This window comes from Mesorhizobium sp. WSM4846 (genome assembly GCF_055811415.1).
This window is the reverse complement of sequence record NZ_JBVVPZ010000004.1, coordinates 172,769-194,564: the sequence shown is the minus strand read 5'-3', so window position 1 is coordinate 194,564 and position 21,796 is coordinate 172,769. Positions and strand designations below refer to the sequence as shown.

The 21,796-nt window shown below is 58.5% G+C and carries 16 protein-coding genes; 10 read left to right on the top strand and 6 right to left on the bottom strand.

Annotated elements, in window-relative coordinates; genetic code table 11:
* The first annotated feature begins 564 nt into the window (after positions 1-564).
* The 6 genes from AC0L15_RS06165 to AC0L15_RS06140 all read left to right on the top strand — a co-directional run bounded on the left by AC0L15_RS06165 (position 565) and on the right by AC0L15_RS06140 (position 7,307).
* The gene (locus AC0L15_RS06165) at positions 565-2,232 is read left to right on the top strand and encodes a putative bifunctional diguanylate cyclase/phosphodiesterase (protein WP_287246597.1); all 1,668 of its coding nucleotides are present in this window, start codon (positions 565-567) and stop codon (positions 2,230-2,232) included.
* 69 nt (positions 2,233-2,301) lie between these two features.
* Positions 2,302-2,823, top strand: a complete 522-nt coding sequence (locus AC0L15_RS06160) for a ubiquinone biosynthesis methyltransferase UbiE (protein ID WP_287246212.1) — start codon at positions 2,302-2,304, stop codon at positions 2,821-2,823.
* Positions 2,820-3,998 carry a class I SAM-dependent methyltransferase gene (locus AC0L15_RS06155; protein WP_287177776.1) on the top strand — a complete coding sequence of 393 codons (1,179 nt, stop codon included), beginning with the start codon at positions 2,820-2,822 and terminating at the stop codon, positions 3,996-3,998. Before AC0L15_RS06160 ends, AC0L15_RS06155 begins: the two co-directional genes overlap by 4 nt.
* Complete coding sequence (locus tag AC0L15_RS06150; RefSeq protein ID WP_287246210.1) at positions 3,995-6,382, top strand: SpoIIE family protein phosphatase; 2,388 nt, start codon at positions 3,995-3,997, stop codon at positions 6,380-6,382. The genes AC0L15_RS06155 and AC0L15_RS06150 overlap by 4 nt, the downstream gene beginning before the upstream one ends.
* 2 nt (positions 6,383-6,384) lie before the next feature.
* The gene (locus tag AC0L15_RS06145) at positions 6,385-6,948 is read left to right on the top strand and encodes a slr1658 superfamily regulator (RefSeq protein ID WP_167366451.1); all 564 of its coding nucleotides are present in this window, start codon (positions 6,385-6,387) and stop codon (positions 6,946-6,948) included.
* 20 nt (positions 6,949-6,968) lie between these two features.
* On the top strand, positions 6,969-7,307 hold the full coding sequence (locus AC0L15_RS06140) for a slr1659 superfamily regulator (protein WP_287064582.1): 339 nt from the start codon (positions 6,969-6,971) through the stop codon (positions 7,305-7,307).
* Positions 7,308-7,408: 101 nt separating this feature from the next.
* Here the strand turns inward: AC0L15_RS06140 and melA (AC0L15_RS06135) are convergent, their stop codons facing one another.
* The 6 genes from melA (AC0L15_RS06135) to melA (AC0L15_RS06110) all read right to left on the bottom strand — a co-directional run bounded on the left by melA (AC0L15_RS06135) (position 7,409) and on the right by melA (AC0L15_RS06110) (position 16,508).
* Positions 7,409-8,782 (bottom strand): alpha-glucosidase/alpha-galactosidase, encoded by a 1,374-nt coding sequence (gene melA, locus AC0L15_RS06135; RefSeq protein ID WP_287246207.1) that lies wholly within the window; start codon positions 8,780-8,782, stop codon positions 7,409-7,411.
* Between the two features lie 25 nt (positions 8,783-8,807).
* The gene (locus AC0L15_RS06130) at positions 8,808-10,478 is read right to left on the bottom strand and encodes an ABC transporter ATP-binding protein (protein WP_023797950.1); all 1,671 of its coding nucleotides are present in this window, start codon (positions 10,476-10,478) and stop codon (positions 8,808-8,810) included.
* Between the two features lie 13 nt (positions 10,479-10,491).
* Positions 10,492-11,619, bottom strand: coding sequence for an ABC transporter permease (locus AC0L15_RS06125; RefSeq protein WP_287246205.1), 1,128 nt, complete (start codon positions 11,617-11,619; stop codon positions 10,492-10,494).
* Entirely contained in the window at positions 11,616-12,629 is a 1,014-nt protein-coding gene (locus AC0L15_RS06120) for an ABC transporter permease (protein WP_287246204.1), read from the bottom strand. The genes AC0L15_RS06125 and AC0L15_RS06120 overlap by 4 nt, the downstream gene beginning before the upstream one ends.
* Positions 12,630-12,751: 122 nt before the next feature.
* Entirely contained in the window at positions 12,752-14,836 is a 2,085-nt protein-coding gene (locus tag AC0L15_RS06115; protein ID WP_287246203.1) for an ABC transporter substrate-binding protein, read from the bottom strand.
* Between the two features lie 205 nt (positions 14,837-15,041).
* Positions 15,042-16,508 carry an alpha-glucosidase/alpha-galactosidase gene (melA, locus tag AC0L15_RS06110; RefSeq protein ID WP_287246201.1) on the bottom strand — a complete coding sequence of 489 codons (1,467 nt, stop codon included), beginning with the start codon at positions 16,506-16,508 and terminating at the stop codon, positions 15,042-15,044.
* Positions 16,509-16,739: 231 nt separating this feature from the next.
* Here melA (AC0L15_RS06110) and AC0L15_RS06105 point away from each other — a divergent pair, with 231 nt between their 5' ends.
* The 4 genes from AC0L15_RS06105 (at position 16,740) to AC0L15_RS06090 (ending at position 21,719) form a co-directional block, all read left to right on the top strand.
* Positions 16,740-17,591, top strand: coding sequence for an AraC family ligand binding domain-containing protein (locus AC0L15_RS06105; RefSeq protein ID WP_473496027.1), 852 nt, complete (start codon positions 16,740-16,742; stop codon positions 17,589-17,591).
* A gap of 480 nt (positions 17,592-18,071) precedes the next feature.
* Positions 18,072-19,286, top strand: coding sequence for a glycosyltransferase family protein (locus tag AC0L15_RS06100; RefSeq protein ID WP_023797956.1), 1,215 nt, complete (start codon positions 18,072-18,074; stop codon positions 19,284-19,286).
* 1 nt (position 19,287) lies between these two features.
* Complete coding sequence (locus AC0L15_RS06095) at positions 19,288-20,532, top strand: glycosyltransferase (protein WP_023797957.1); 1,245 nt, start codon at positions 19,288-19,290, stop codon at positions 20,530-20,532.
* Complete coding sequence (locus AC0L15_RS06090; protein WP_287064589.1) at positions 20,529-21,719, top strand: glycosyltransferase family protein; 1,191 nt, start codon at positions 20,529-20,531, stop codon at positions 21,717-21,719. Before AC0L15_RS06095 ends, AC0L15_RS06090 begins: the two co-directional genes overlap by 4 nt.
* Positions 21,720-21,796 lie beyond the last annotated feature (77 nt).

Below are 21,796 nucleotides of genomic sequence, written 5' to 3'. Positions count from 1 at the left end.
GACATCGTTAAGAAGATCAAGGAAGATTCCCGGCTTCGCCGTGGGCGTGGTGCATGGCGGCAACGTGAAGGGGCTGGTTGCGAGTCGGGGTGGAGAAGGTTGGATTTCGTGCTCTCCCTCTACCACCTTCAAAATTGCCCAAACAATTCTCCGGCCCCTTCATGGCTTCCCGGAAGCCCAGCGTTTGCGGGATGTGCGGCCGAAAGCTGGGGAGAGCGGAAACAACTTTCCCTTCAATCTGCTCTCCGAATGTCCATCATTCTCCGAAGCTGGGGAACCTTTTGGATCTTCGGTCCGGCCCATCCGCGGACACAATCTTTGCGTTTCCGCCAACGGTTCGGCCAATGGCGTCTCTATGACTTGTCCGCAAGCATCGCCGCAACCTATAGGTTTGCAACTAGCCTTATGGTTTGCTAGCTTCACCGTAGGGATGAGGAGATGCGGATTTTGTACCGCCTTTGGAAGTGGCTCTTACGTCCGAAAGCGCTGGGTTCCGGAGCGAACAGGGAGGAGCTTTCACCGAGTCATCCGTCCTCCATCAGCGAAGCACGTCTCCTGGACTTTATGGCGAACACGACTGATGGTGTGTCGTTCTATGATCAGGACTTCCGCCTGACGCACTACGCAACCAACCTCAAAAGCATCCACAGCCGCCCGCTAGTTGCGGGCGACGCTCTGTGGGAGATTTATCCGAACGTCGACACTGAGCTCATCGAAAAATTTGTTCGCGTGCTGCGCGGCGGCACTCCAATAAATGTCAATCTCCAGCGATCGCTGGGGGAGGCGCCCCGTTCCGCTGTCGTTTTCGGCGCTGCGAACGGAATTGGAATCATTGAATCCAGAGAAAGGGAACGGGGCGGGCGGGGCTCACCGGAAGAGCAAGAGCGTATGATGCTCCTTCATCAGGCGACGCACGACGCATTAACCGGATTGCAGAACCGGCGGGGGTTCAGCGAAAACCTGCAACAAGCTCTGTCGGTGGTCGATGAGCCAAATGCCACTGCCCTGCTGCAAATCGACCTTGACGGTTTCAAAGCGGTCAATGACACGCTCGGCCATGGCACGGGCGATACGTTGCTTCAACTGGCAGCAGGCCGGATCCGGGACACGCTGCAGGACGGCGAACTCGCATACCGGTTAGCTGGAGACGAGTTCGCCGTCATTCAATCGCGTACGGGACAGCCCGCCGAAGCGGAACGCCTCGCGGGGGCGTTAATTGAAGGATTCAAGGCGCCGTTCATGATCAACGACATCCCCGTCTTCGTCGGCGCGAGCATCGGAATTGCATTCGGACCGGGACACGCGACCGAGGGCGAGCAGTTGATGAAGGCCGCGGATATCGCCCTTTATGCAGCCAAAAGAGACGGACGCGGCTGTGCGCGAATTTTCAATCGCTCGATGCAGCTCCTGCTCGAACAGCGTGAAAACCTGAGGCGCAGTCTTCGAATGGCGCTGGACCGGAACGAGCTTTATCTTGAATATCAACCGCTCATTCGGGCTCCCGCGTCGGTCGTGGGCTTCGAAGCGCTGCTGCGATGGCGGCATCCCGAAGTCGGGACCATTCCTCCGAGCGTGTTCATACCGATCGCCGAAGCCGACGGTCTCATGGACGAGATTGGACGATGGGTGATCGAAGAAGCCTGCCGCCAAGCAACGAGATGGCCGTCTTCACTGACGGTCGCCGTGAACCTGTCGCCGGCGCAGTTCCTGAGCGGTTCGCTCACGGACACGGTTGCTCAGATCGTCGACGCAGTCGGAATCCGCGCCGACCGGCTTGAGCTCGAGATTACCGAAACCGTTCTTCTCGAGCAAACCGTCGACAACATTGACACACTGAATACCCTGAATGTCCTCGGGATAAGGATCGCGCTAGACGATTTCGGCACCTACTACTCCTCGTTGAGTTACCTTAAGAACTTCCCGTTCGACACTTTGAAGATAGACCGATACTTCATAAAAGACTTAGAAACCGATCGAAAAAGTCAGACGATCGTGCGATCGATCATAGGCATGGCGCACGGCCTGGGGATAAGCGTCACCGCGGAGGGAGTTGAAACGTCGGGACAGGCACAGTGGCTGATCAGGGAAGACTGTGATTACCTCCAGGGCGATTTCCTGGGACGGCCACTCGGAGCCGAGGCGACGCGCGATTTCATCAGGCGATCTCCCAAGGAACTAATACGCGAAAGTGGGGACGAAATCTGGCGATCCAGCGTCCGGCCCCATGCATAGCGGCGTGGACGAAACTGAGGGGTCGCATCGCTCGACTAAAATGCAGCCAGAAACGAGTGAGGAACGCCGATGAATATTGCTTCTCATGACGAAGATGGCGAAGCAGTCTTTGAGACAATGATCCAGATCGATTTGGACGTCAAAACTTTTATGTCTGATTGGATACTCTGCGATCAACTCTCGACCTACTCGGCGCGAATGATCAGCCATAACAGACCTGACTCCGTACGGCATTCAAACCTCTTTTCCTCTGCGTTGAACGAATTATTGGAGGTCGCCTTTCGTACGCGGCATTTCGGCGGTGAAATAGCCTGTAGGGTGTCCCGCCGGGGTGAGACGGACAGGATCGAACTGACATTCCCTTGCATGCCCGAAGAACGACAATTCTTTGAAGAAGCGGTGTTTCAAATTACGGGATCCGAGGCAATGGAGCGCTATCTCAACTCAGTGTCCGGAGACCTCGCGCCCAGTCGTGAAGTCGTTCTCTTGGAACTCGCCATCGACTACAACGCGACCCTTCGAGTCGAGCAAGTCGGCGCTGATATCATCACCCTTGTCGTCGATCTTCCGCTTGAGGGCATGCCAAGTTGAGCGCGTACAACCTTTTCCCGCGTTTCAGAGCGCAATACGATGTAAACGATCAGGAGTTCTCGATATCGGGAATACTGCGGCCCCAGTCGATCGATGAGCTTGCGCCCAGCATTGCCCTGTTGAAGGAATCAATCGCTCGTGTACGCGGCACCCTGTACGTAAACGTCAAACGATTGACGCAAATGAACAACACCGCATTTCATGCTTTCTCGCGGGTCATTATTGACGCCTGTCGCGCTCGACCAGATCTCAGGTTCGTACTCGTAACGTCAAGCGTTGTCGGGTGGACGACCAGAAAATTCGGGCGCCTGAACGGAATCGAAGCGAACATCACGGTTCAAGAGTATGACAGTGATTTCTATCCGGGGCAGAGCTTCCTCGAAGAAGGCGGGTTCATTCCGATCCTCCGCACACAGACGAAGATGACTTGGCGCCACGAGCGCACAATCTTGCCGCGACACGGCATGCAATCCGGTATCATCATGGCCGACATCTGTTGCGGAATTGGTGATTTCGCCGTACTCGTGCAGAAAGAATTTCAGCCGTCACGGATTGTCGCTCTCGACCATTCCAGATCAAGCCTTGCTTATGCGCGAAGCGTGGCTGCGGCATTCGATATCGGAGGAATTGAATATACCTATGGCGACGCGTCAGAAATGCTGCTCGACCAAGATCAGTTTGACTTGGTCACATGCCGACACTCCCTGCAGGTGTTCAACAAGCCCGAACTGATTCTCAAGGAACTCTTTCGCATCTGCAAGCCGGGCGGACGCGTCTACATCACGAATGAAAAGAACTCGCACTGTCTGGGCGAACCGCGCGCCGATAGCATCCAGTGGACCTATAATGAAGTCGCCAAGCTTTGGGCGCACTTCCAGATGGATATCGAGCTTGGCCCCAAAAGCCGTCGATACCTGGTCGAAGCGGGGTTCGAAGACATTCGAGTCGAGTCTTTCGTGGTCACCAACCACGACGGCGATCCGCAGGACTTCGCAGATGTCGTCGCGGCATGGGAGAACGTCTATGCAGGCGAGATGGCGACAAAGCGAGGTGACCCGCCGGCGTTCATCAGACGGTTCCGACAGGGTTTCCAGGATCACATTTTCGCTGCGCTCCACCCCAAGGGATATGCCGGCTGGCCAATCTGGGTTGCATCGGGACGTAAGCCACTGTGAGCGAGTCGCATGCCATTTCCCCCAAACCCTGGTCCGTTTTCCGGCCTAACAGCTTCCGCGCGAAATTCATAATCGTTGTGGGCGGGGCGGTGCTCTTCGACCTCCTGGTCGGTGGGAGCGTCGCCCTGTGGAACGTCAACCGGCTTTCCCGCGACGCGACGTACCAGATCGAGAGCGGCCTCACCAAGGCGAGCCAGGAATACCTCCAGAATTATATCGAGACGACTGCTCTGCGCGCCGATCTCCTCTTCGACCAAATGCACTCCGAGGTCACCGCACTTGCAGGCTCCATGCAGAGACTGATCGACCATCCAGAGGCGAAGGAGGCAATCGGCAACGCGCTGGCGACGGACTCCTATTTCAATGCGCCGCTTATACATGACCCCAAGGGAAACTGGATGCAGAGCCCACAAGGGTCGCCTTCGGTCTTGAGTATCTGGGGATATCTTCTCTCCCCCGATGGCCGACCGAAGCCCGAAATTCTCCACAAAATTCAGGAGAGTGCGGCGTTCGACATTTTTGGCCCAAGCCAAATGGCAACAGGCGCCAGGAAGTTGCAGGTCTATTACGTTGGACCGAAGGCAGCACCTATCATGCGCACGACTCCTTACTCCGATCAGGCGCAAACCTTCGACAAGCTCTATCCGGGCCACAACAACGCAAATTTCTGGGATTTCTTCTTTCCTGGCGTCTATGAGCGCTGGCAGGGGTGGATCAGGGACCCGAATTCGCGCCCCGTAAAAGGCGATGACATCACAGCGACTGCCCCATATATCGATGCGATTACCGGTAAGCTCATAGTGAGTTTCTTCCATCCGCTCTGGACGAAGGACCGCAAGGATGTCGCCGGCATGGTCGCTTCCGACGTAACGCTCGATCAACTCGCTGAAATCGTCGAAAGCGTGAAGGTCGCTGAGACGGGCTTCGGTTTTCTCACCATGTCGAATGGCAATGTGCTCGCGATCAAGCCCGAAGGCGAGAAAACGCTCGGGCTCAAGATTGCAAGTGGTGCGGCGGGTCAAGGCGTTACCGGACTCGATCGCTCGCTCAAAAAGAGTACGCATTCGGCCGTTGCGGCGCTCGAACTTCCTGCCGACGACAAGACGGTCATCAAGCATATTTCGATTTGGGAGGAGGATGGCGAAGCCGAACCTCACATCGTCGCGCTTCGCCGACTGGAGGCAGTCAATCTCTGGAATAGCACGGGGTCCATCACAGCCGAAAACCAGATGCTCGGCTTCGTCGTCCCGGAGCGGGAAATCTATGCTTCCCTACTTGCAGCGCAACAGAGCATTTCCAGCGCGACCAACCGGATCCTGGTCTCCCAGATCATCGCAATTATCATTTCGCTCCTGATTGTCTTTGCGGCTGTCTTCGGAATCTCAAAGCGGATCACCGCAGGCCTCAGCGCGCTTGCAGCAGCCGCAAAGCGGCTCCAGGCACAAGACTATTCAGTTCGAGTAAGCATTCCGACGCATGACGAAGTGGGAGAGGTGGGGGTCGCGTTCAACCGGATGGCGGAGGAGATCAGCTTCCATACGGAAAATCTCGAGCAAATCGTCGATGAAAGAACGAAGGAGCTTGAAGACGCAAATCAGGAGATTTCCGCCCTCAACAGCAAATTGCGAGATGAGAACCTGCGCCTTGGTGCAGAGCTTGCAGTTGCCAAACATATCCAGATGATGGTTCTGCCGAGAGCAAGCGAACTCGAAGCCATCCACGGGGTCGAAATCGCCGCTTATATGCGGCCGGCCGACGAGGTCGGCGGCGACTACTACGACGTCTTGCAAGAGGGATCGCGGGTCAAGATCGGGATCGGCGATGTGACAGGCCACGGGCTCGAAAGCGGTGTGCTGATGCTGATGGTTCAATCCGTTGCACGCGCACTGCAGGAGACTGGCGAGGACAATCCACGTCAGTTTCTCGATCGACTGAACAGAGCCATCTATAAAAATATCGAACGGACCAACACCGACAAGCATCTCTCGCTGGCCTTTCTTGACTTTGAGAATGGGAGGGTGACCCTGTCAGGGCAGCATGAGGAGGTTCTCGTCGTTCGTGCAAATGGAGAGATCGAGCGTATCGATACCGCCAATCTTGGTCTGCCGATCGGCCTCGAACGCAACATCTTGCCGTTTATCGCAACGCGCGACATTCCGTTCAACAGCGGCGATGTGATCGTGCTCCACACGGATGGTGTGACCGAGGCGGAAGATCCGGAGGGAAAATTGTTCGGTTTGATACGCCTCTCTAACAGTGCGCGCCACTATCATCGCAAGAGCGCCGAGGAGATCAAAACTGGAATTATTGAGGACCTGATGGCCCATATCGGAACACAGAAAATCCACGACGACATCACGCTCGTGATCATGAGGCACAAGTAGGAATGACAACACTGTTCGGAACAGCCGACTTTGCAATTGGAATGAGAGAGAGCGTCAGCCGCGTGCGATTGTTCGATGGACCTCTCGACCTGAGTTGGCATCATTGCGCTACTACTTCGGACTTCATCGCGGACGTTTTTGCCCTACGCTTCCAGTCTTCTCGCAACGACTACAGGGAAGTGCGACACAGCATTGGCTATCTAGTCAACGAACTGATCGAAAATGCGGTCAAGTTTCGTGCGCCAGGCGAGATCACGATCGAGGCGGCCATAGAATCGGAAAGTTTTAAAATCAAGGTTTCGAATGTTGTTGACGTCGAAACGACCGCTAAATTTCAAAATCTTCTGTCGGAGATCACAGCCGGCGATCCGAGTGAGCTCCTGATCCAGCGAATCGAAGAGAATGCCGCGGACCCTCAGACAACAAATTCCGGTCTTGGATTGCTGACGTTGATGAGCGACTATGGCGCGAGCCTGGCTTGGGTCTTCAGCCCCGCCGACGAAAGGGATCAGGTTCGCCTGGAAACATATGCTTCAATTGTGGTATCATCAGAAACTTATAACTAAAACGAAATGAAGACAAAATCGTGGACATAACAACGACAAATTATCGCGTGTGGAACGAAGGAAGCGATGTTTATTTTGACGGCGTAATGAGGTTGTCCAGTTCTGAGGCCTATGCGCCCATTTTGCAGCTAATGATGAATGTCCTTACCTCCAATCCTACTACTATAACGATACATGTATCAGACTTGGAGTTTCTTAACTCGTCGGGCATCAATTTATTGGCCAAATTTACCATAGAGGTCAGAAAGCATCCCGAGGTCCAACTCATTGTCCGGGGAAGCTCGGAAATACCTTGGCAGTCGAAATCGCTGCCAAATCTCAAAAAACTACATCCTGCGATGGTACTCTTCGTTGGCTGACAGGCGGTTTATCCTCGCCGAGGACAACCTGTTAAGGCTCCACATGCTTAAGCCCGGCCGCCAGTGCTTGCAGGAGTTTGCAAACCAAAACCGTTCCGTCGTTATGCTGCCTGCACATTTTTCGAGATGCGCGCCCACTCCGGAATCCAGTCGCGGTGCGCGGCCAGCAGATCGTCGACCAGCGACCAGATCTGGTCGAGATCGAGCTCGGCGGCGGTATGCGGATCCATCATCGCCGCGTGATAAAGATGCTCGCGGTTTTCCGTCATCAAGGCCGCGACAGTCAGTTCCTGCACATTGACATTGGTGCGGATGAGCGCCGTCAGTTGCGGCGGCAAGGCGCCGATGAAGGTCGGCTGGATGCCGGACGCATCGACCAGGCACGGCACTTCGGCCGCGCAATTTTCCGGCAGCGAGGTGATGCAGCCATTGTTGCGGACATTGCCGTAAATAACCGAGGGCTCACCGGTCCAGACCGAGTTCATGATCAAGGAAGCATATTCATGGCTCTCCTCGATCTCGATGTTCTCGGCGCTCCGGTAGGCGGCCGCCTGCCCTTTCCAACGCTCGATCTGCTCGATGCAGCGCTTGGGATATTCATCCAGCGGAATGCCGAACTTCTCGATCAGATCGGGCCTGCCGTCCTTGATGAAATACGGCGTGTATTCGGCGAAATGCTCCGAGCTTTCGGTGACGAAATAGCCGAGGCGGGTCAGCACCTCGTAACGCACCTTGTTCGGGCAGCGCGGATTCCAGTGGCTGGGTTTCGGAAATCGCCCGTCGCGGTAGCCGCGCACGAGATCCGGATAAAGGTCGCGGTAGCTGCCATCGGCCTGCCGATGCTCGAATTTCAGGTAGAAGGCCATGTGGTTGATGCCGGCGGCACGGTAACGGATTTCCTCGAGCGGGATTTCGAGATCGCGGGCGAGCTCGAAAGCCGTTCCCTGCACCGAATGGCAGAGACCGACCTGCTTGATGAGCGGATACTTTTCCGCAATCGCCCAGGTGTTGATCGCCATCGGGTTGACGTATTGCAGGAGGATGGCGTCGGGGCAGATTGCCATCATGTCTTCGCAGATTTTCCAGAGATGCGGCACGGTGCGCAAACCCCGCATGATGCCGCCAACGCCGAGCGTATCGGCGATCGTCTGGCGCAGGCCGTATTTCTTCGGCACCTCGAAATCAGTGACCGTGCAGGGCTCGTAGCCGCCGATCTGGAAGGCAACGACGACGAAGTCCGCGCCTTCCAGGGCCTTGCGCTGGCTGGAATGCGTCTCGATGGTCGCCGCAGCGCCAAGCGTCTTGACCAGCTTTCCGGCGACGATCTCGCTTTCTTCCAGGCGCTGCGGATTGACGTCCATCAGCGCGATGGTAGCGCCCGAAAGAGACGGCCGCTGCAGCACATCGCCGATGACATTCTTCATGAAGACGGTGGAACCGGCCCCGATGAACGTGATTTTGGGTTGTCTCGTCATGAATTGCGCCCCTCTTGTCTGCGATTTATGCGGCTACCTCGAACGCGGCCTTGACGAGCCGTTCAGTGTAGGCGGTCCTCGGATGGGAAAGAACCTCGTCGACGGGTCCCTCCTCGACGATTTTACCGTGCTGCATCACCACGACCCGATGACAGAGCGCGCGTACGACCTTGAGATCGTGGGAAATGAAGAGATAGCTCAGGCCGCGCTCATCCTGCAGCTTGCGCAGGAGGTCGATGATCTGGGCCTGAACGGAGAGATCGAGCGCCGATGTCGGCTCGTCGAGCAGGATGAATTCCGGCTCGAGTGCGATTGCCCGCGCAATAGCGATGCGCTGGCGCTGTCCGCCGGAAAACTCGTGCGGAAAGCGCGACAGGATGTTGTGCGGAAGCCCGGCGCTGACAAGCGCCTGCTCCACGCGCTGCAGCCGATCACTTTTGTTGTCGCCGAGCCGATTGACGATCAGCCCCTCCTCGATGATCTGGCCGACCGACATGCGCGGATTGAGCGAGGAGAACGGATCCTGAAAGACGACCTGCATGCGCGATCTGAGCGGCCGCATCTGGTCACGTGTCCTTGCGTGGATCGGTTCGCCGTCGAAGAAGATTTCGCCGCCGTCGGCCGTCAGAAGCTTCACCAGCGCCTGCCCGAACGTCGTCTTGCCGGACCCGGATTCGCCGACCAGCCCCAGCGTTTCGTACCGGTGAAGCTTTAGGCTGAGGCTGTCGACGGCGACGAGTTCCTTGAGCCGCGGCTTGAAGAACCCGCCATGCTTCAGCATGAACGACACCCGCACATTGCTGCCCTCGAGAATGACGGCTGAGTCCACCGGCGTCGGATTGGCCATGCCCTTTGGTTCGGACGCCAGAAGATGGCGCGTATAGGGATGCTGCGGGTTCTTGAAGAGCGCTTCAGTGGTGTTGTGCTCCTTCACCTCGCCCTGGCTCATGACATAGACGTAGTCGGAAAACTGGCGAACGACCGTCAGATCGTGAGTGATCAGGATTACCGCCATACCTAGCTTCTGCTGCAGATCACGGATGAGGTTGAGGATCTGCGCCTGCACGGTGACGTCGAGTGCCGTCGTGGGTTCGTCGGCGATGAGTACGTCCGGATTATTGGCGAGCGCCATGGCGATCATGACGCGCTGGCGCTGACCGCCTGAAAGCTGGTGCGGATATTGGTTGAAGCGGCTTTCCGGGTCCGGAATCTGCACCTGCCGCAACAGCTCCAGCGTACGCTCCGCTGCTTGCCTGCGGCTCATCTTCTGATGAACGCGGATCGCCTCGATGATCTGCGCGCCGACCGTGTAGACCGGATTGAGCGAGCTCATCGGCTCCTGGAATATCATCGAAATGCGGTCGCCGCGCAGCGCCAGGCGCTGCCGGTCGGAGAATTTCAGCACATTCTTCCCATCATATTCGATCCGCGAGTGCACGGCCACGGTGGCGCGCTTGGTGAGCAAGCCCATGACCGTGCGCGCCGTCACCGACTTGCCGGAGCCGGATTCTCCCACCACAGCGATGGTCTCGCCGCGATAGAGCTGAAACGAGACATCCTTGACCGCGTCGACGGTTCCGCCTTCTACCTTGAAGGTCACCGCGACATTGCGGGCGTCGATGATCGGACTGCCGGTCCTCACCGCATGATCGTGACGTTCGTCCGGCGCCATCGAGGTCTTTTCCGTCAGAGCCATGGTGCCGGCCTTCTCAATAGGGATCGACGGCGTCGCGAAGACCATCGCCCAGCGCATTGAACGAAAAGACGGTGACCAGCACGAAACCCACGGGGGCAAGGATCCAGGGATAGGACCCAATGACGGAGTATGTCGCGGTATCCTGCAGCATCAGCCCCCAGGAGATCAGCGGCGGCTTCACCGCGAAACCGAGGAAGCCGAGGAAGGATTCAAGCAGCACGACATTGGGGATCGCCAGCGTGACGGCGACGATGACGTGGCTCATGACGTTGGGGAAAATATGCTGAAAGATGATCCGGCGGTCGGTTGCGCCGATCGCCATCGCCGCCCGCACATAGTCGATCCGCGCCAGCGCCAGCGTCTTGCCTCGAACTTCGCGCGACAGCTGTGCCCAGCCGAGCGCCGACATGACGACGATGACGAAGGCGAGGAAGACATTGGTCGGCGCCGTCACCGGAATCAGCGAGGTGAGCGCGAGATAGAGCGGCAGTTGCGGAAAGGCGAGCACCAGTTCGACGAAGCGCTGCACCCATGCGTCGAACCTTCCGCCGAAATATCCGGACACCATGCCGACCGTCGTGCCGACTACCGTGATGATGAACACCACGGTCAGGGCGATCATCAGCGAAATGCGCGAGCCGTAGATGATGCGCGACAGCACATCGCGGCCGAATTTGTCGGTGCCGAGGAAATTGACCGGGCTTCCGTCGGTGGCGCCGAAGAAATGCCGCTGCGCCGGGATCAGTCCGAATAGCCTGTAGCCGAACCCCTTGACAAAAAAGCCGAGCGTCTGCGGGTTATCGTAGTCGGGGCCGACGATCGGCTGGAACGTGACGGGGTCGAATTCATCTGTTTCACGAATCGGATAGCTGCGCGGCGGAAAGACGAAGTTCCCCTCCCGATCCGTCATGCTGATTGTCTGCGGCGGCGCGAAACCGACGCCGGTCAGTTTCGGATCGACGGGTGCGAAGAACTCCGCGAAAATCGTCATGATCATCAGGAGGCAGACAAGGATCAGCCCTATCATGCCGGTCCAGGATCGCTTCAGACGGCGCCAGACAAGCGCGGTATAGGTTTCATTGCCGTTGCCTTTGGCCGGCGGCACGGAGGCGAAGATTATGGATTGGACGTCGGCTTTCATGCGTCGGCCCCTCCCCCAAGACGAACGCGCGGGTCAAGTGCCGCGAGCAGCATGTCGGCGATGATGTTGCCGACGATCAGCGTCACCGACAGAACCAGCATGAAGGTCGCCGTGACATAGACGTCGCCGACCCACATCGAGCCGACGATGGCCGGGCCGACCGTAGGCAGGGCGAAGATGATCGCGGTCTCGATCTCGCCGGTCAGCATGTAGGGCAGCACGACGCCCTGATACATGACGAGCGGATGCAGCGCGTTCGGCACGGCGTGGCGCATGACCACCGCGCCCTCGCTCAGGCCCTTGGCCCGAGCCGTTTCGACATATTGGGCGTTCAGCGTATCGAGAAGATTGCCCCGCATGACGCGCATGTTGTAGGCGAGCCCGCCCAAAGTGGCGATCGCGATGACCGGCCAGACATGCTTGACCAGGTCGACGAACTTGCCCCACGACCAGGGCGCCCCGCCGTAGCGAGCGGAATGGAAACTGTTGATCTCAGTGACATTGAAGTGGAACACCAGGATATAGACGATAATCAGCGCCATCAGGAATCGCGGTATCGTCATGCCGAGAAACGAGATGCCCGACAGCAGGCTGTCCACCCAGGAATATTGCCGGGTTGCCGCCAAAACGCCGAAGGTGATGCCGATCACCGAAGCCAGGATATGGCAGACGAGCGCCAGCGCCAGCGTACGGGGCAAACGTTCGCCGACCACATCGGCGACAGGCTTGTTGTAGAAGAGACTGTGGCCGAATTCGCCGCGGGTGACGATGCCCGTGATCCAGTTGACGTACTGGAGGGGCAAAGGCTTATCGAGGCCATGCGCGATCTTGTAGGCCTGCGCCTGGGCGTCGGCCTTTTCGAAGGATGCGCCACCCTGGTTGATCAGTTGCGAGCGCACATAGTCGCTGTAGTCGCCCGGCGGGGCCTGGATGATCGCGAACGTCACGACGCTCAGGACGAAGAGGACAGGAATCGCCGAGGCGATACGCACAAGCAGAAATCTGAACATGATCGTGTTTGCTTCTCTTGTGGCTCGTGGCGATCTGCTCCTTCACGAGGCGCGGTATCTCCACGGTTCAATTCGCAACCTCACCTCCGGCGGATGCTCGCCGGAGGGGAAATCGACTGCGGTCAGTTGATCGGACCGCCTTCACCGGGCTTGCCCGGAAGCTGCTCGGGGAACAGCTCGTAGTCGCCCTGCTTGTCGGCAGCGACGAAGACCCGTTCACGGATGATCGTGTCCTCCGCCCAATTGAACATGAAGATCGGCACGCCTTCCGGAATGTTGGAGAAGCGCTTGTTGATGATGAGCGCACCCGGATATTCTGTCAGGCCGATCGTATCGAGATTCGTCGTCGAGACCTTCTGGAACTGCTTCATCAGATCAGCCCGCTCGTCATTGTCGTTGCTGGAGATGAACTTGTTGACGACGTCCACGAGTTCCTGTTCGAACGGCATCAGATCGACCGTGCCGTCCGTTCCTGCCCTGTGATGCCAACTCGTGCGCGGACCGGTCGGGGCAAGCTGGGTCGTGTTCTGCACAACTGAGGTCTGTTCCTGCTCGTTGCGGCGAACAAGCCAGTCGAAGCGCCCGGCATACTGGGTTGCGTCGCGCTTCGCGCCATCGATTGTGTTGAGCACGACCTTGAGGCCAAGCTGTTCCATCTGGCCGACCAGACCTTCCGCGAGATTGCGATCGGTGCTGTAGTCGGAATTCACCAGAAGCACGATCTGTACGTCCGAGCCGCCAGCTGTACCGGCCGGAAAGTTGACGGCGCCGTTGCCGTCCGTGTCCTTCAACCCGACCTTCTCCAGCAGCGCCTTGGCGCCTTCCAGATCGAACGGGTAGTACACCGTCGAGGCGCGGTCGTAAAAGCTCGTGCCAGAGGAAATGCCGCCGGGATAGATCGCGGTGAAGGGTCCTTTGACGAGGGATTCGCCGAGTTTCTTGCGATCGATGGCCATGGTCACGGCCTTACGGAAATCGACGTTGCGGTTGAGCTCGCGTACGGCCTGCGCCCGCTCGTCCGGCTCGCCCCAGCCATTGGCTGAAAAGTTCATGCGCAGATTGTAGCCGATCAGCCGGGCGCCAAAGGCCAGCCGCGCGGGAGCCGTTTCCTGTGCGGCGCGCTTCAGCGATTCCACGAAATTTTCAGGTTGCTCCAGGTTCGAGATATCGCCGGACCCGGCGATCGCCTGCACGTCACGATCGGCCCAGGTCGAAAGCTTGTAGTGCAGTTCGTTGAGATAGGGCAGCTGATTTCCCTCTTCGTCCACCTTCCAATAGTAAGGATTGCGGCGAAGCACGATGACGTCGTCCGAACGGTATTCGATAGGCACCCAGGCGCCCATGACGGGCATATTCAAGTATTCCGGCGGAAAGCCGTTCTTGTACTCGTCGTAGGTGGTGCCCGCATATTTCGGATGCTTGGTCTTCAAAATGTGCGAGGGGCCAGGGCAGAAGGTTCCATAGGCCATCGCATAGAGATGCTGGCGCGGGAACGCGTCCTTAAAAGTCCATTCGATCGTATATTTGTCTACCGCCTTCAGGGTGGTGCCTTCTCCGAACGTTTCCGGTGTTGCACCGTTCAGCGGCGAGACGTTCGGATCGACGACATTGTCGTCCCAATAGAACATCACGTCATCGGCGTCGAAGGGATCTCCGTCGGACCACTTTGCGCCTTCGATCAACTTCATCGTCAGTGTGTGGCCGTCTTCCGACCACTCCCAGCTCTGGGCAAGATTGTGCAGCGGCTCGACGTCTTTGGCATCGACCTGGAAGAGCGGCGCGGTGCGCGTCAGGCATTCGAACATCGCAATGTCAATGCCGCCCCAGCCTTGCGTCTGCCCGGCACTGTAGTTCCAGCCTTCCGGCCGGCCGCCGATGACGTGGCGCATCGTGTCGCCATAGACGCCTATCCCGTCGGGCATGTTGCCTGTCTTGAAGACCATCGGCTCCTTTGGCAGCCGCTCGGCCAACGGAGGCAGTTTCCCGGTCTTGACGAATTTTTCGGTGACCCACTCCGGCTCGCGATATTCGGATAGCGCCTTGAATTCCAGAATTGAATCGCGAGGCACGTAATTGATCTTGCCTTGCGCCGGAAACGGCGGCTGTTCCGGCACGATCGTCGGCTCGGAGGCCACGGCCTGGATCGCGAACGCCGATACACCAAACAGGAGCGCGGCGGCGGTTTTCATGCGGCCAAAAATGTTCATTGTCCTGGTCTCTCCCTTATGCTTCGGGCCTGCCGCGATGGCATGGCTCTCCTCCTACAAGCATTCGATCGAAGCGGTATTCCGCTTTCTCAGAAGCGGTATTCCGCTTTCTCGGATGACAGTGCCGTGCTGCCCGAGCGCATTCGCCGAGGCACGATCCTGGCCGCCCGGTTTTCCGGAACATTGGCTTATCGCAACCAATGTCTCAGCCGGCCGCGCGCAATGCGTCCTTTTCGGCCCTGATCTCTTCGATCGAGCGAACCTCGCGGCGGGCAACGCCCTTCCATTCCCGCGTTTTTACCGTCGCGCGGCTCAGCCGCTCCTTGGCGCTGTCGATCGCATGGTCGAATTGCGGCAGCCATTGCGCTTGCGCCACAACCATCTCGTCGACCATCTGCCAGACCTCTTCCGGCGTGCAGATGGCGCCAACCAGCGGATCGTGCAGCACGGCCAGTTTCAGGAGGTCGATGTCGCCGGAGATTGCCGCGTGGACGGACATGCGCTGGACATTAATCGACGAAATGCAGGTCGCGGCGCAGGCTTCCGGAAGCGTGATGCCGGCCACCATGTTGATGCCGAAGCGATCGACGAAACCAGGCGATTCGATGATTGCATCGGACGGAAGATTGGTGATGACGCCTTCGTTCTTGACGTTGAAGTGACCGCGATAGACCCGACCGGTCTCGAGCGCCTCCAGTATGTGGCTGGCGTGCTCGTTCGAGCGGCGCCCGGGATCGAAGGGCTTTCCCGCATCTTCGAGGAATTGCGGGAACTCGGTTTCGAACCAGTTCCGGGTTTCGGTCGAATAGCGCAGATAACCGCCGGTTTCGCCGTGGATCCAGTCCGACATATCGATCCACTTGGCAGTCTCCTCAGGCCGTTTGCGATACCAGGGTAGATATTCCGACAGGTGGCCGTTACTTTCGGTCGAATAGACGCCGAAGCGCTTCAACACGTCGATCCTGAGTTTCTCCTGCCGCGAGAAGACCGGATGCGCCTCGAAGGCGGCGACGAGCTCATCCCTGCCGATCTTGCGGCCCTTGACGCGAACGTCGACGAACCAGGTCTGGTGGTTGATGCCGGAGCAGACATAGTCGAGCTCGCCTTCCCCGGCGCCGAGGATCTCGGCAATCTGCTCGGCCCCATGCTGGACCCCATGGCAGAGACCGACCGTATCGACCTTGCCGAATTCGATCGCCGCCCAGGTGTTCATCGCCATCGGGTTGGCATAGTTCAGGAATTTGGCGCCTGGCTCGGCCAATTCGCGAATGTCCTTGCAGAAATCCAAAATGACCGGGATGTTGCGCTGGCCGTAGAGAATGCCACCGGCGCAGATCGTATCGCCGACGCACTGGTCGACGCCGTATTTCAAGGGGATGCGGATATCGTCGGCATAGGCGGCGAGACCTCCGACGCGCACACAGCTAATGATGTAGCGCGCGCCCTCGATCGCCTTGCGGCGGTCCGTCGTCGCGGTCACCCGTGCAGGAAGCTGACTCGACTTGACGATCCGCAGGAGAATTGACTCGATCATCTTGAGATTGTGCTCGCTGATGTCGGTCAGTGCGAACTCGATGTCGCGCAGCTCCGGCACACACAAAATGTCCGTGAACAGCTTCTTGGTGAAACCGACGCTGCCCGCGCCAATGATTGCGATCTTAAATCTGCTCATTCGAACCTTCTCCGCAAGCGGATTGGACCGATAGGTAAAATCGGTTCGTAGAAATCCAGTCCAGGCGTGTTATTCGGAAGACACGCAACCAAGCGGCGTGCAACCGGGGTTTCATCCTCATCTCTTTTGTTTTTTGGTCAATATGCGTAAGATCACGCCCCTCCGGTAGGGCGTAGATGTGCTTTGTAGGGTAATTTTGTGCTGCAAAAACTCGTCGACCTTGGACCGGTGATGAAAATGATTTCCCTGCCGCGCGCTCGGCAGCGATTGCACACCATGCCGACGAGCACCGGCTACGACGTGAGAACGGATGCCGGCTATAACTGGGATGGCCGCAGGCGCGGGCAGACGCCGTTCACAGTGATACAGCACACCATCAGCGGCACCGGAAACTTGCGTTACGGAACCAGGTCCTACCGCATCGCTCCGGGCGAGACGATGCTGTTGGTTGTTCCGCATTCGCACCGCTACTGGGTCGAAAAAGGCGGGCGCTGGGAGTTTTTCTGGATATCGATGCATGGGGCGGAAGCGTTGCGCATCCATAGAGAAGTCCTGGCAACGAAAGGACCGGTGTTCAGCCTTCGGGCAGCGACCGTCGATAATCTGGCCGACTGCGCCTACCGGCTGGTCAAAGGCGACGGCTCAACGCCGGCACGCGCCTCGGCAATTTCCTACGAGGCGGCCATGGCACTCTATGACGACGTGTTCGAACTGCACGGAAATGACGTGGCGGAGAATTCGGTAGTGCGTCAGGTGACTGACTATATCGGTGCGCATCTGCATCTGCCGTTGCCGGTCGATGAGCTGGCGCGGCTTTCCGGTCTCAGTCGCGCGCATTTCTCACGTGTGTTCGCAGCGCATGAAGGTATTCCTCCGGCTGAGTTCGTCCTCAACAGACGACTCGACCGCGCCGCAAAGCTACTGACCATGTCCGCCGACCTTCCGGTGAAGGATATTTCCGGCATGTGCGGCTTCGAAGATCCCAACTACTTCGCCAAGGTATTCCGACGTGGCTTCGGCGTCAGTCCGACAGAATTCAGAACCACTGGCATGTATGCAAGCGCCGGTTATCAGCAGGGGTAGATTTTGGACAGATGACAAATAGCGCTGACCTGTCACCCTTTGATGGCTGCTTTTAGCGCGAGAGAGACCGTCAACCTGGTCACTCGGACATCGGCTTTCAGGAGGCGGCAAAGCTGGCCTTGTAAGCAAAAAGCGTCCCAAAAGGCGCCTCTCAATAGCTTGATTCCCTTGAGAGAACTTGGAGCGGATGAAGCGATTCGAACGCTCGACCCCAACCTTGGAAACGTCTATTTCTGCCAACGCCGACTTATCCGAATCTTCGCTGCCAATCCGAGATGATCAAGACCAGAAATGATGCAGGTTCTTCTGGACCAGCGTGGCAGCTGAGCAGACGCAGCTTCCTGGCTTCTGCATATGGACCCTCTTGGGTAATTGATAATTGCGCCGTCATGCTCCAAAACAGGTCGGCAGACCCGCGAGGATGGTTTCGTGCGGGGTCGTCCACGGTCCTCAGGCGAGAATTCCAAAAGACGTTCAACAATGACCCAGCACGTACAAAATGCTCGAATTCTCATGTACAGCCACGACACGTTCGGGCTCGGTCACTTGCAGCGCTGCCGGACGATCGCGCATTCGCTGGTCGAGGATTTCCGCGGACTTCAGGTGCTTATCATTTCGGGTGCGACTATCGCTGGCGCCTTCGACTACCGCGCCCGTGTCGACTTCGTGAAGATCCCCAGCGTCATCAAGTTGCGCAACGGCGAATACACCTCGCTGGAAAAGGATATCGATCTGCATGAGACGCTAAGGATGCGCCAGTCGATCATCCGCCACACAGCCGAGACCTTCCGGCCGGATATCTTCATCGTCGACAAGGAACCGCTTGGCCTGCGCGGTGAGATCGAGGACACGCTGTCCTACCTTAAGACGCGGGGCACCACGCTCGTGCTCGGCCTGCGCGAGGTGATGGACGCGCCGCATCTGCTCGAAGCAGAGTGGGCACACAGGGATGTGATGCGTAAGATAGGCCTGTTCTACGACAAAGTCTGGGTCTATGGTCCGCCGGATTTCTACGATCCGCTGATCGGTTTGGACGTGCCGCCGGCTGTCAGGGCAAAGATGAAGTTCGTCGGTTTCCTGCAACGGAGCCTGCAGAAGAACGAGTTGCCCGGCCACCGGCCCGACGGCGATTATATCCTCGTTACCACCGGTGGCGGCGGTGACGGCGGCGACCTGATCCACAGTGTCATCGATGCCTATCAGCAGGATCCGCAATTGCAGCATAGGGCGCTGATCGTGCTTGGGCCTTACATGCCGGCGCGCAAGCGCAACAAGCTGCTCAAGAAGGGGGCCAAGATCCCCTATATCAAGATCATCGAGTTCGACAACCGCATGGAAGATCTCATTGCCGGCGCCAAGGCGGTCGTGGCGATGGGCGGTTACAACACCTATTGCGAGATACTGTCTTTCGACAAGCCGGCGCTGATCGTGCCGCGCGTCAAGCCCCGCGAGGAACAACTGATTCGAGCACGGCGCGCAGCCGAACTCGGCCTCATTGAGATGCTTTTGCCGGAAGAAGCCGAGGATTCCCAGCGGTTTGCCAATGCGCTGGAGGTGCTGCCGGCCCGGCCCGGCCCATCGCAGAGCCATCCGCATCTGACGCTGGAAGGGCTGCCTCACATTTCTGAAATCGTCTCGGAACTGCTCGACCGGCGAGGCGGCCATCACCTTTCGGTCATTGAAGGCATGATCTGAATTGCAACATCGCAAGATCGTCGTGGTTCTGAAGGGCTATCCGCGGCTGTCGGAAACCTTCATCGCGCAGGAACTGCTCGGTCTGGAGCGTGCGGGGTTCGACCTGATACTCTTCGCGCTCAGGCGGCCGACCGACGCAAAACGCCACCCCGTGCATGACGAGATCAAAGCGCCCGTCCATTATCTGCCGGAATATCTGCATGAAGAGCCGCTGCGCGTGGTTCGCTCCCTGTTTGCTTATCTGCTTCGGCCGGGCTTCTGGCGCGCGCTCGGATCGCTGGCTATCGACCTCGGCCGCGACTTTACGCGTAATCGCGCGCGCCGCTTCGGGCAAGCGCTCGTGCTGGCGGCCGAATGGCCGGAAGACGCGGGCTGGCTGCACGCACATTTCGCGCATACACCGGCATCGGTGACGCGCTATGCCAGCCAGCTTCGTGGCCTGCCCTGGAGTTGCTCGGCCCATGCCAAGGACATCTGGACTTCGGCGGACTGGGATCTGGCTGGCAAGCTTTCCTCGGCCCGCTGGACGGTAACTTGCACGAAAACCGGCTTCGACCGTCTGAAAAAACTCGCTAACGGCAACGCGTCTGTGCATCTGAGCTATCATGGGCTCGACCTTGATCGCTTCGGCAGTTTCGGCGAGGCGCGAAAACAGCATGACGGCTCGGCGCCGGACCAACCGGTTATCATTCTGAGTGTGGGGCGCGCCGTTGAAAAGAAAGGTTACGATACGTTGCTGGAGGCCCTTGCCCTCTTGCCTGGTGATTTGGCGTGGCGTTTCGAGCATATCGGCGGCGGCGAGGAACTAGAACGGTTCAAGGCGCTGGCGCAAAAGCTCGGCCTGGATGGCCGCGTCTTTTGGAAAGGCGCGCTTGCGCAGGAGGAGGTGCTTGAGCACTACCGCTGCGCCGACATCTTCGCCCTGGCCTGCAGGATCACCGCAAATGGCGACCGGGACGGTCTGCCGAATGTCCTGGTGGAGGCGGCTAGCCAGCGGCTTGCCTGCGTGTCGACCGATATTTCCGGCGTGCCGGAGCTTCTATCGCCGGATGAAACCGGGCTGCTGGTTCCGACGGAAAACCCAATTGCCCTGGCGCAGGCGCTGGAGCGCCTGATCCGTGATCCCGTGCTGCGCGCCCGCCTCGGCGACGCCGCAGAGCGGCGCGTGCGCGGTAATTTCGATCATTTGGCAAGCATTGGACAGCTCAAGGAACTGTTCGAGCGGGAGTGGCGGGCCGCCGAATGAAGCGGCTGCGGGCTTTCTTCTATGTCCAGCACCTGCTCGGCATCGGCCATCTCGCGCGCGCCAGCCGCATTGCGGCGGCTCTGGTCGACGACGGGTTTGACGTAACCGTCGTGACCGGCGGAGCGCCGATCGCGGGGTTTCCGGGAGTGGGTGTGAAATCTGTAACCCTGCCACCTGTCACCTCCGGGGATGAAGGATTTTCCGGACTTGTCGACCTGCAGGGCAAACCCATCGACGATGATTTCAAGAGATGGCGTTCAGAGATGCTGCTGCAGGCGTTCCGGGATTGCAGGCCTGATATCGTCATTGTCGAGGCGTTTCCATTTGGACGCCGGCAGATGCGTTTCGAACTCCTGCCGCTGATCGAGGCCATCGACGCGACGTCGCCCAGACCGCTGCTGGCGACGTCCGTCCGTGATATCCTTCAGGAGCGCGTCAAGCCGGGCCGAAACGAGGAAACGGTCGATCTGATCAACAGGCATTTCGACCTTGTCATGGTCCACGGCGATCCGGCTTTCGCAACCATCGACAAGACATTTCCATTGGCTGGGGCGATCAAGGCCGAGGTCACCTACACAGGGCTCGTTGCCGCGCCGCCATCGCCCGCGGCCTCCGCGCGGTTCGACGTTCTGGTGTCGGTTGGCGGCGGGGCTGCCGGAAAGAGCCTTGTCTGCTCCACCATCGCAGCGGCGCGGCATGCCAACAACGCTGGGAAATGGTGTTTGATCACCGGCCCCAACCTGCCGAAAGACGAGTTTGACGCGATCACACGCGATGCCTCGCCGGTCCTGTCCATCTTCCGGTTCCGCGAGGATTTCGCCAGCCTGCTGACCGGCGCCCGCCTGTCGGTCTCGCAGGCGGGTTACAACACGGTCTGCGATGTCCTGCGCGCGGGTTGTCGCTCTCTGCTCGTTCCATTTGCAGCCGGCGGGGAAACCGAACAGACGGTTCGCACCCTGAGGCTCGAAGAACTCGGTCTTGCAACGGTGCTGATGGAGAAGGACCTAACGCCTGAAGGTTTGGCGCAAGCGATCGAACAGGCGCTTGCGGGACCGACGCCAGCCGCGCATCGTCTCGATCTGGAGGGCGCGCATCGCTCGGCGCAAATTCTGCGCCAGCGGTATCGAACATGGTCCCTAAAAGTGGGGCCCGGTTTCGGAGAAGTTCATGATCAAAACAGACGATAGATGCTAACGCGCGTCGCGTCTGGCGAGGTTCGTGCGACGCGCTTCAACTCCTCGTTTATGCATGTCGTTGTCCCAAA

Bases quoted from the DNA above. Each gene is read 5' to 3' on its own strand.
- AC0L15_RS06165 (WP_287246597.1), top strand. From the start codon at position 565: ATGGCGAACACGACTGATGGTGTGTCGTTCTATGATCAGGACTTCCGC.
- AC0L15_RS06160 (WP_287246212.1), top strand. From the start codon at position 2,302: ATGAATATTGCTTCTCATGACGAAGATGGCGAAGCAGTCTTTGAGACA.
- AC0L15_RS06145 (WP_167366451.1), top strand. From the start codon at position 6,385: ATGACAACACTGTTCGGAACAGCCGACTTTGCAATTGGAATGAGAGAG.
- melA (WP_287246207.1), bottom strand. From the start codon at position 8,782: ATGACGAGACAACCCAAAATCACGTTCATCGGGGCCGGTTCCACCGTC.
- AC0L15_RS06130 (WP_023797950.1), bottom strand. From the start codon at position 10,478: ATGGCTCTGACGGAAAAGACCTCGATGGCGCCGGACGAACGTCACGAT.
- AC0L15_RS06125 (WP_287246205.1), bottom strand. From the start codon at position 11,619: ATGAAAGCCGACGTCCAATCCATAATCTTCGCCTCCGTGCCGCCGGCC.
- AC0L15_RS06120 (WP_287246204.1), bottom strand. From the start codon at position 12,629: ATGTTCAGATTTCTGCTTGTGCGTATCGCCTCGGCGATTCCTGTCCTC.
- AC0L15_RS06115 (WP_287246203.1), bottom strand. From the start codon at position 14,836: ATGAACATTTTTGGCCGCATGAAAACCGCCGCCGCGCTCCTGTTTGGT.
- melA (WP_287246201.1), bottom strand. From the start codon at position 16,508: ATGAGCAGATTTAAGATCGCAATCATTGGCGCGGGCAGCGTCGGTTTC.
- AC0L15_RS06105 (WP_473496027.1), top strand. From the start codon at position 16,740: ATGAAAATGATTTCCCTGCCGCGCGCTCGGCAGCGATTGCACACCATG.
- AC0L15_RS06100 (WP_023797956.1), top strand. From the start codon at position 18,072: ATGACCCAGCACGTACAAAATGCTCGAATTCTCATGTACAGCCACGAC.
- AC0L15_RS06090 (WP_287064589.1), top strand. From the start codon at position 20,529: ATGAAGCGGCTGCGGGCTTTCTTCTATGTCCAGCACCTGCTCGGCATC.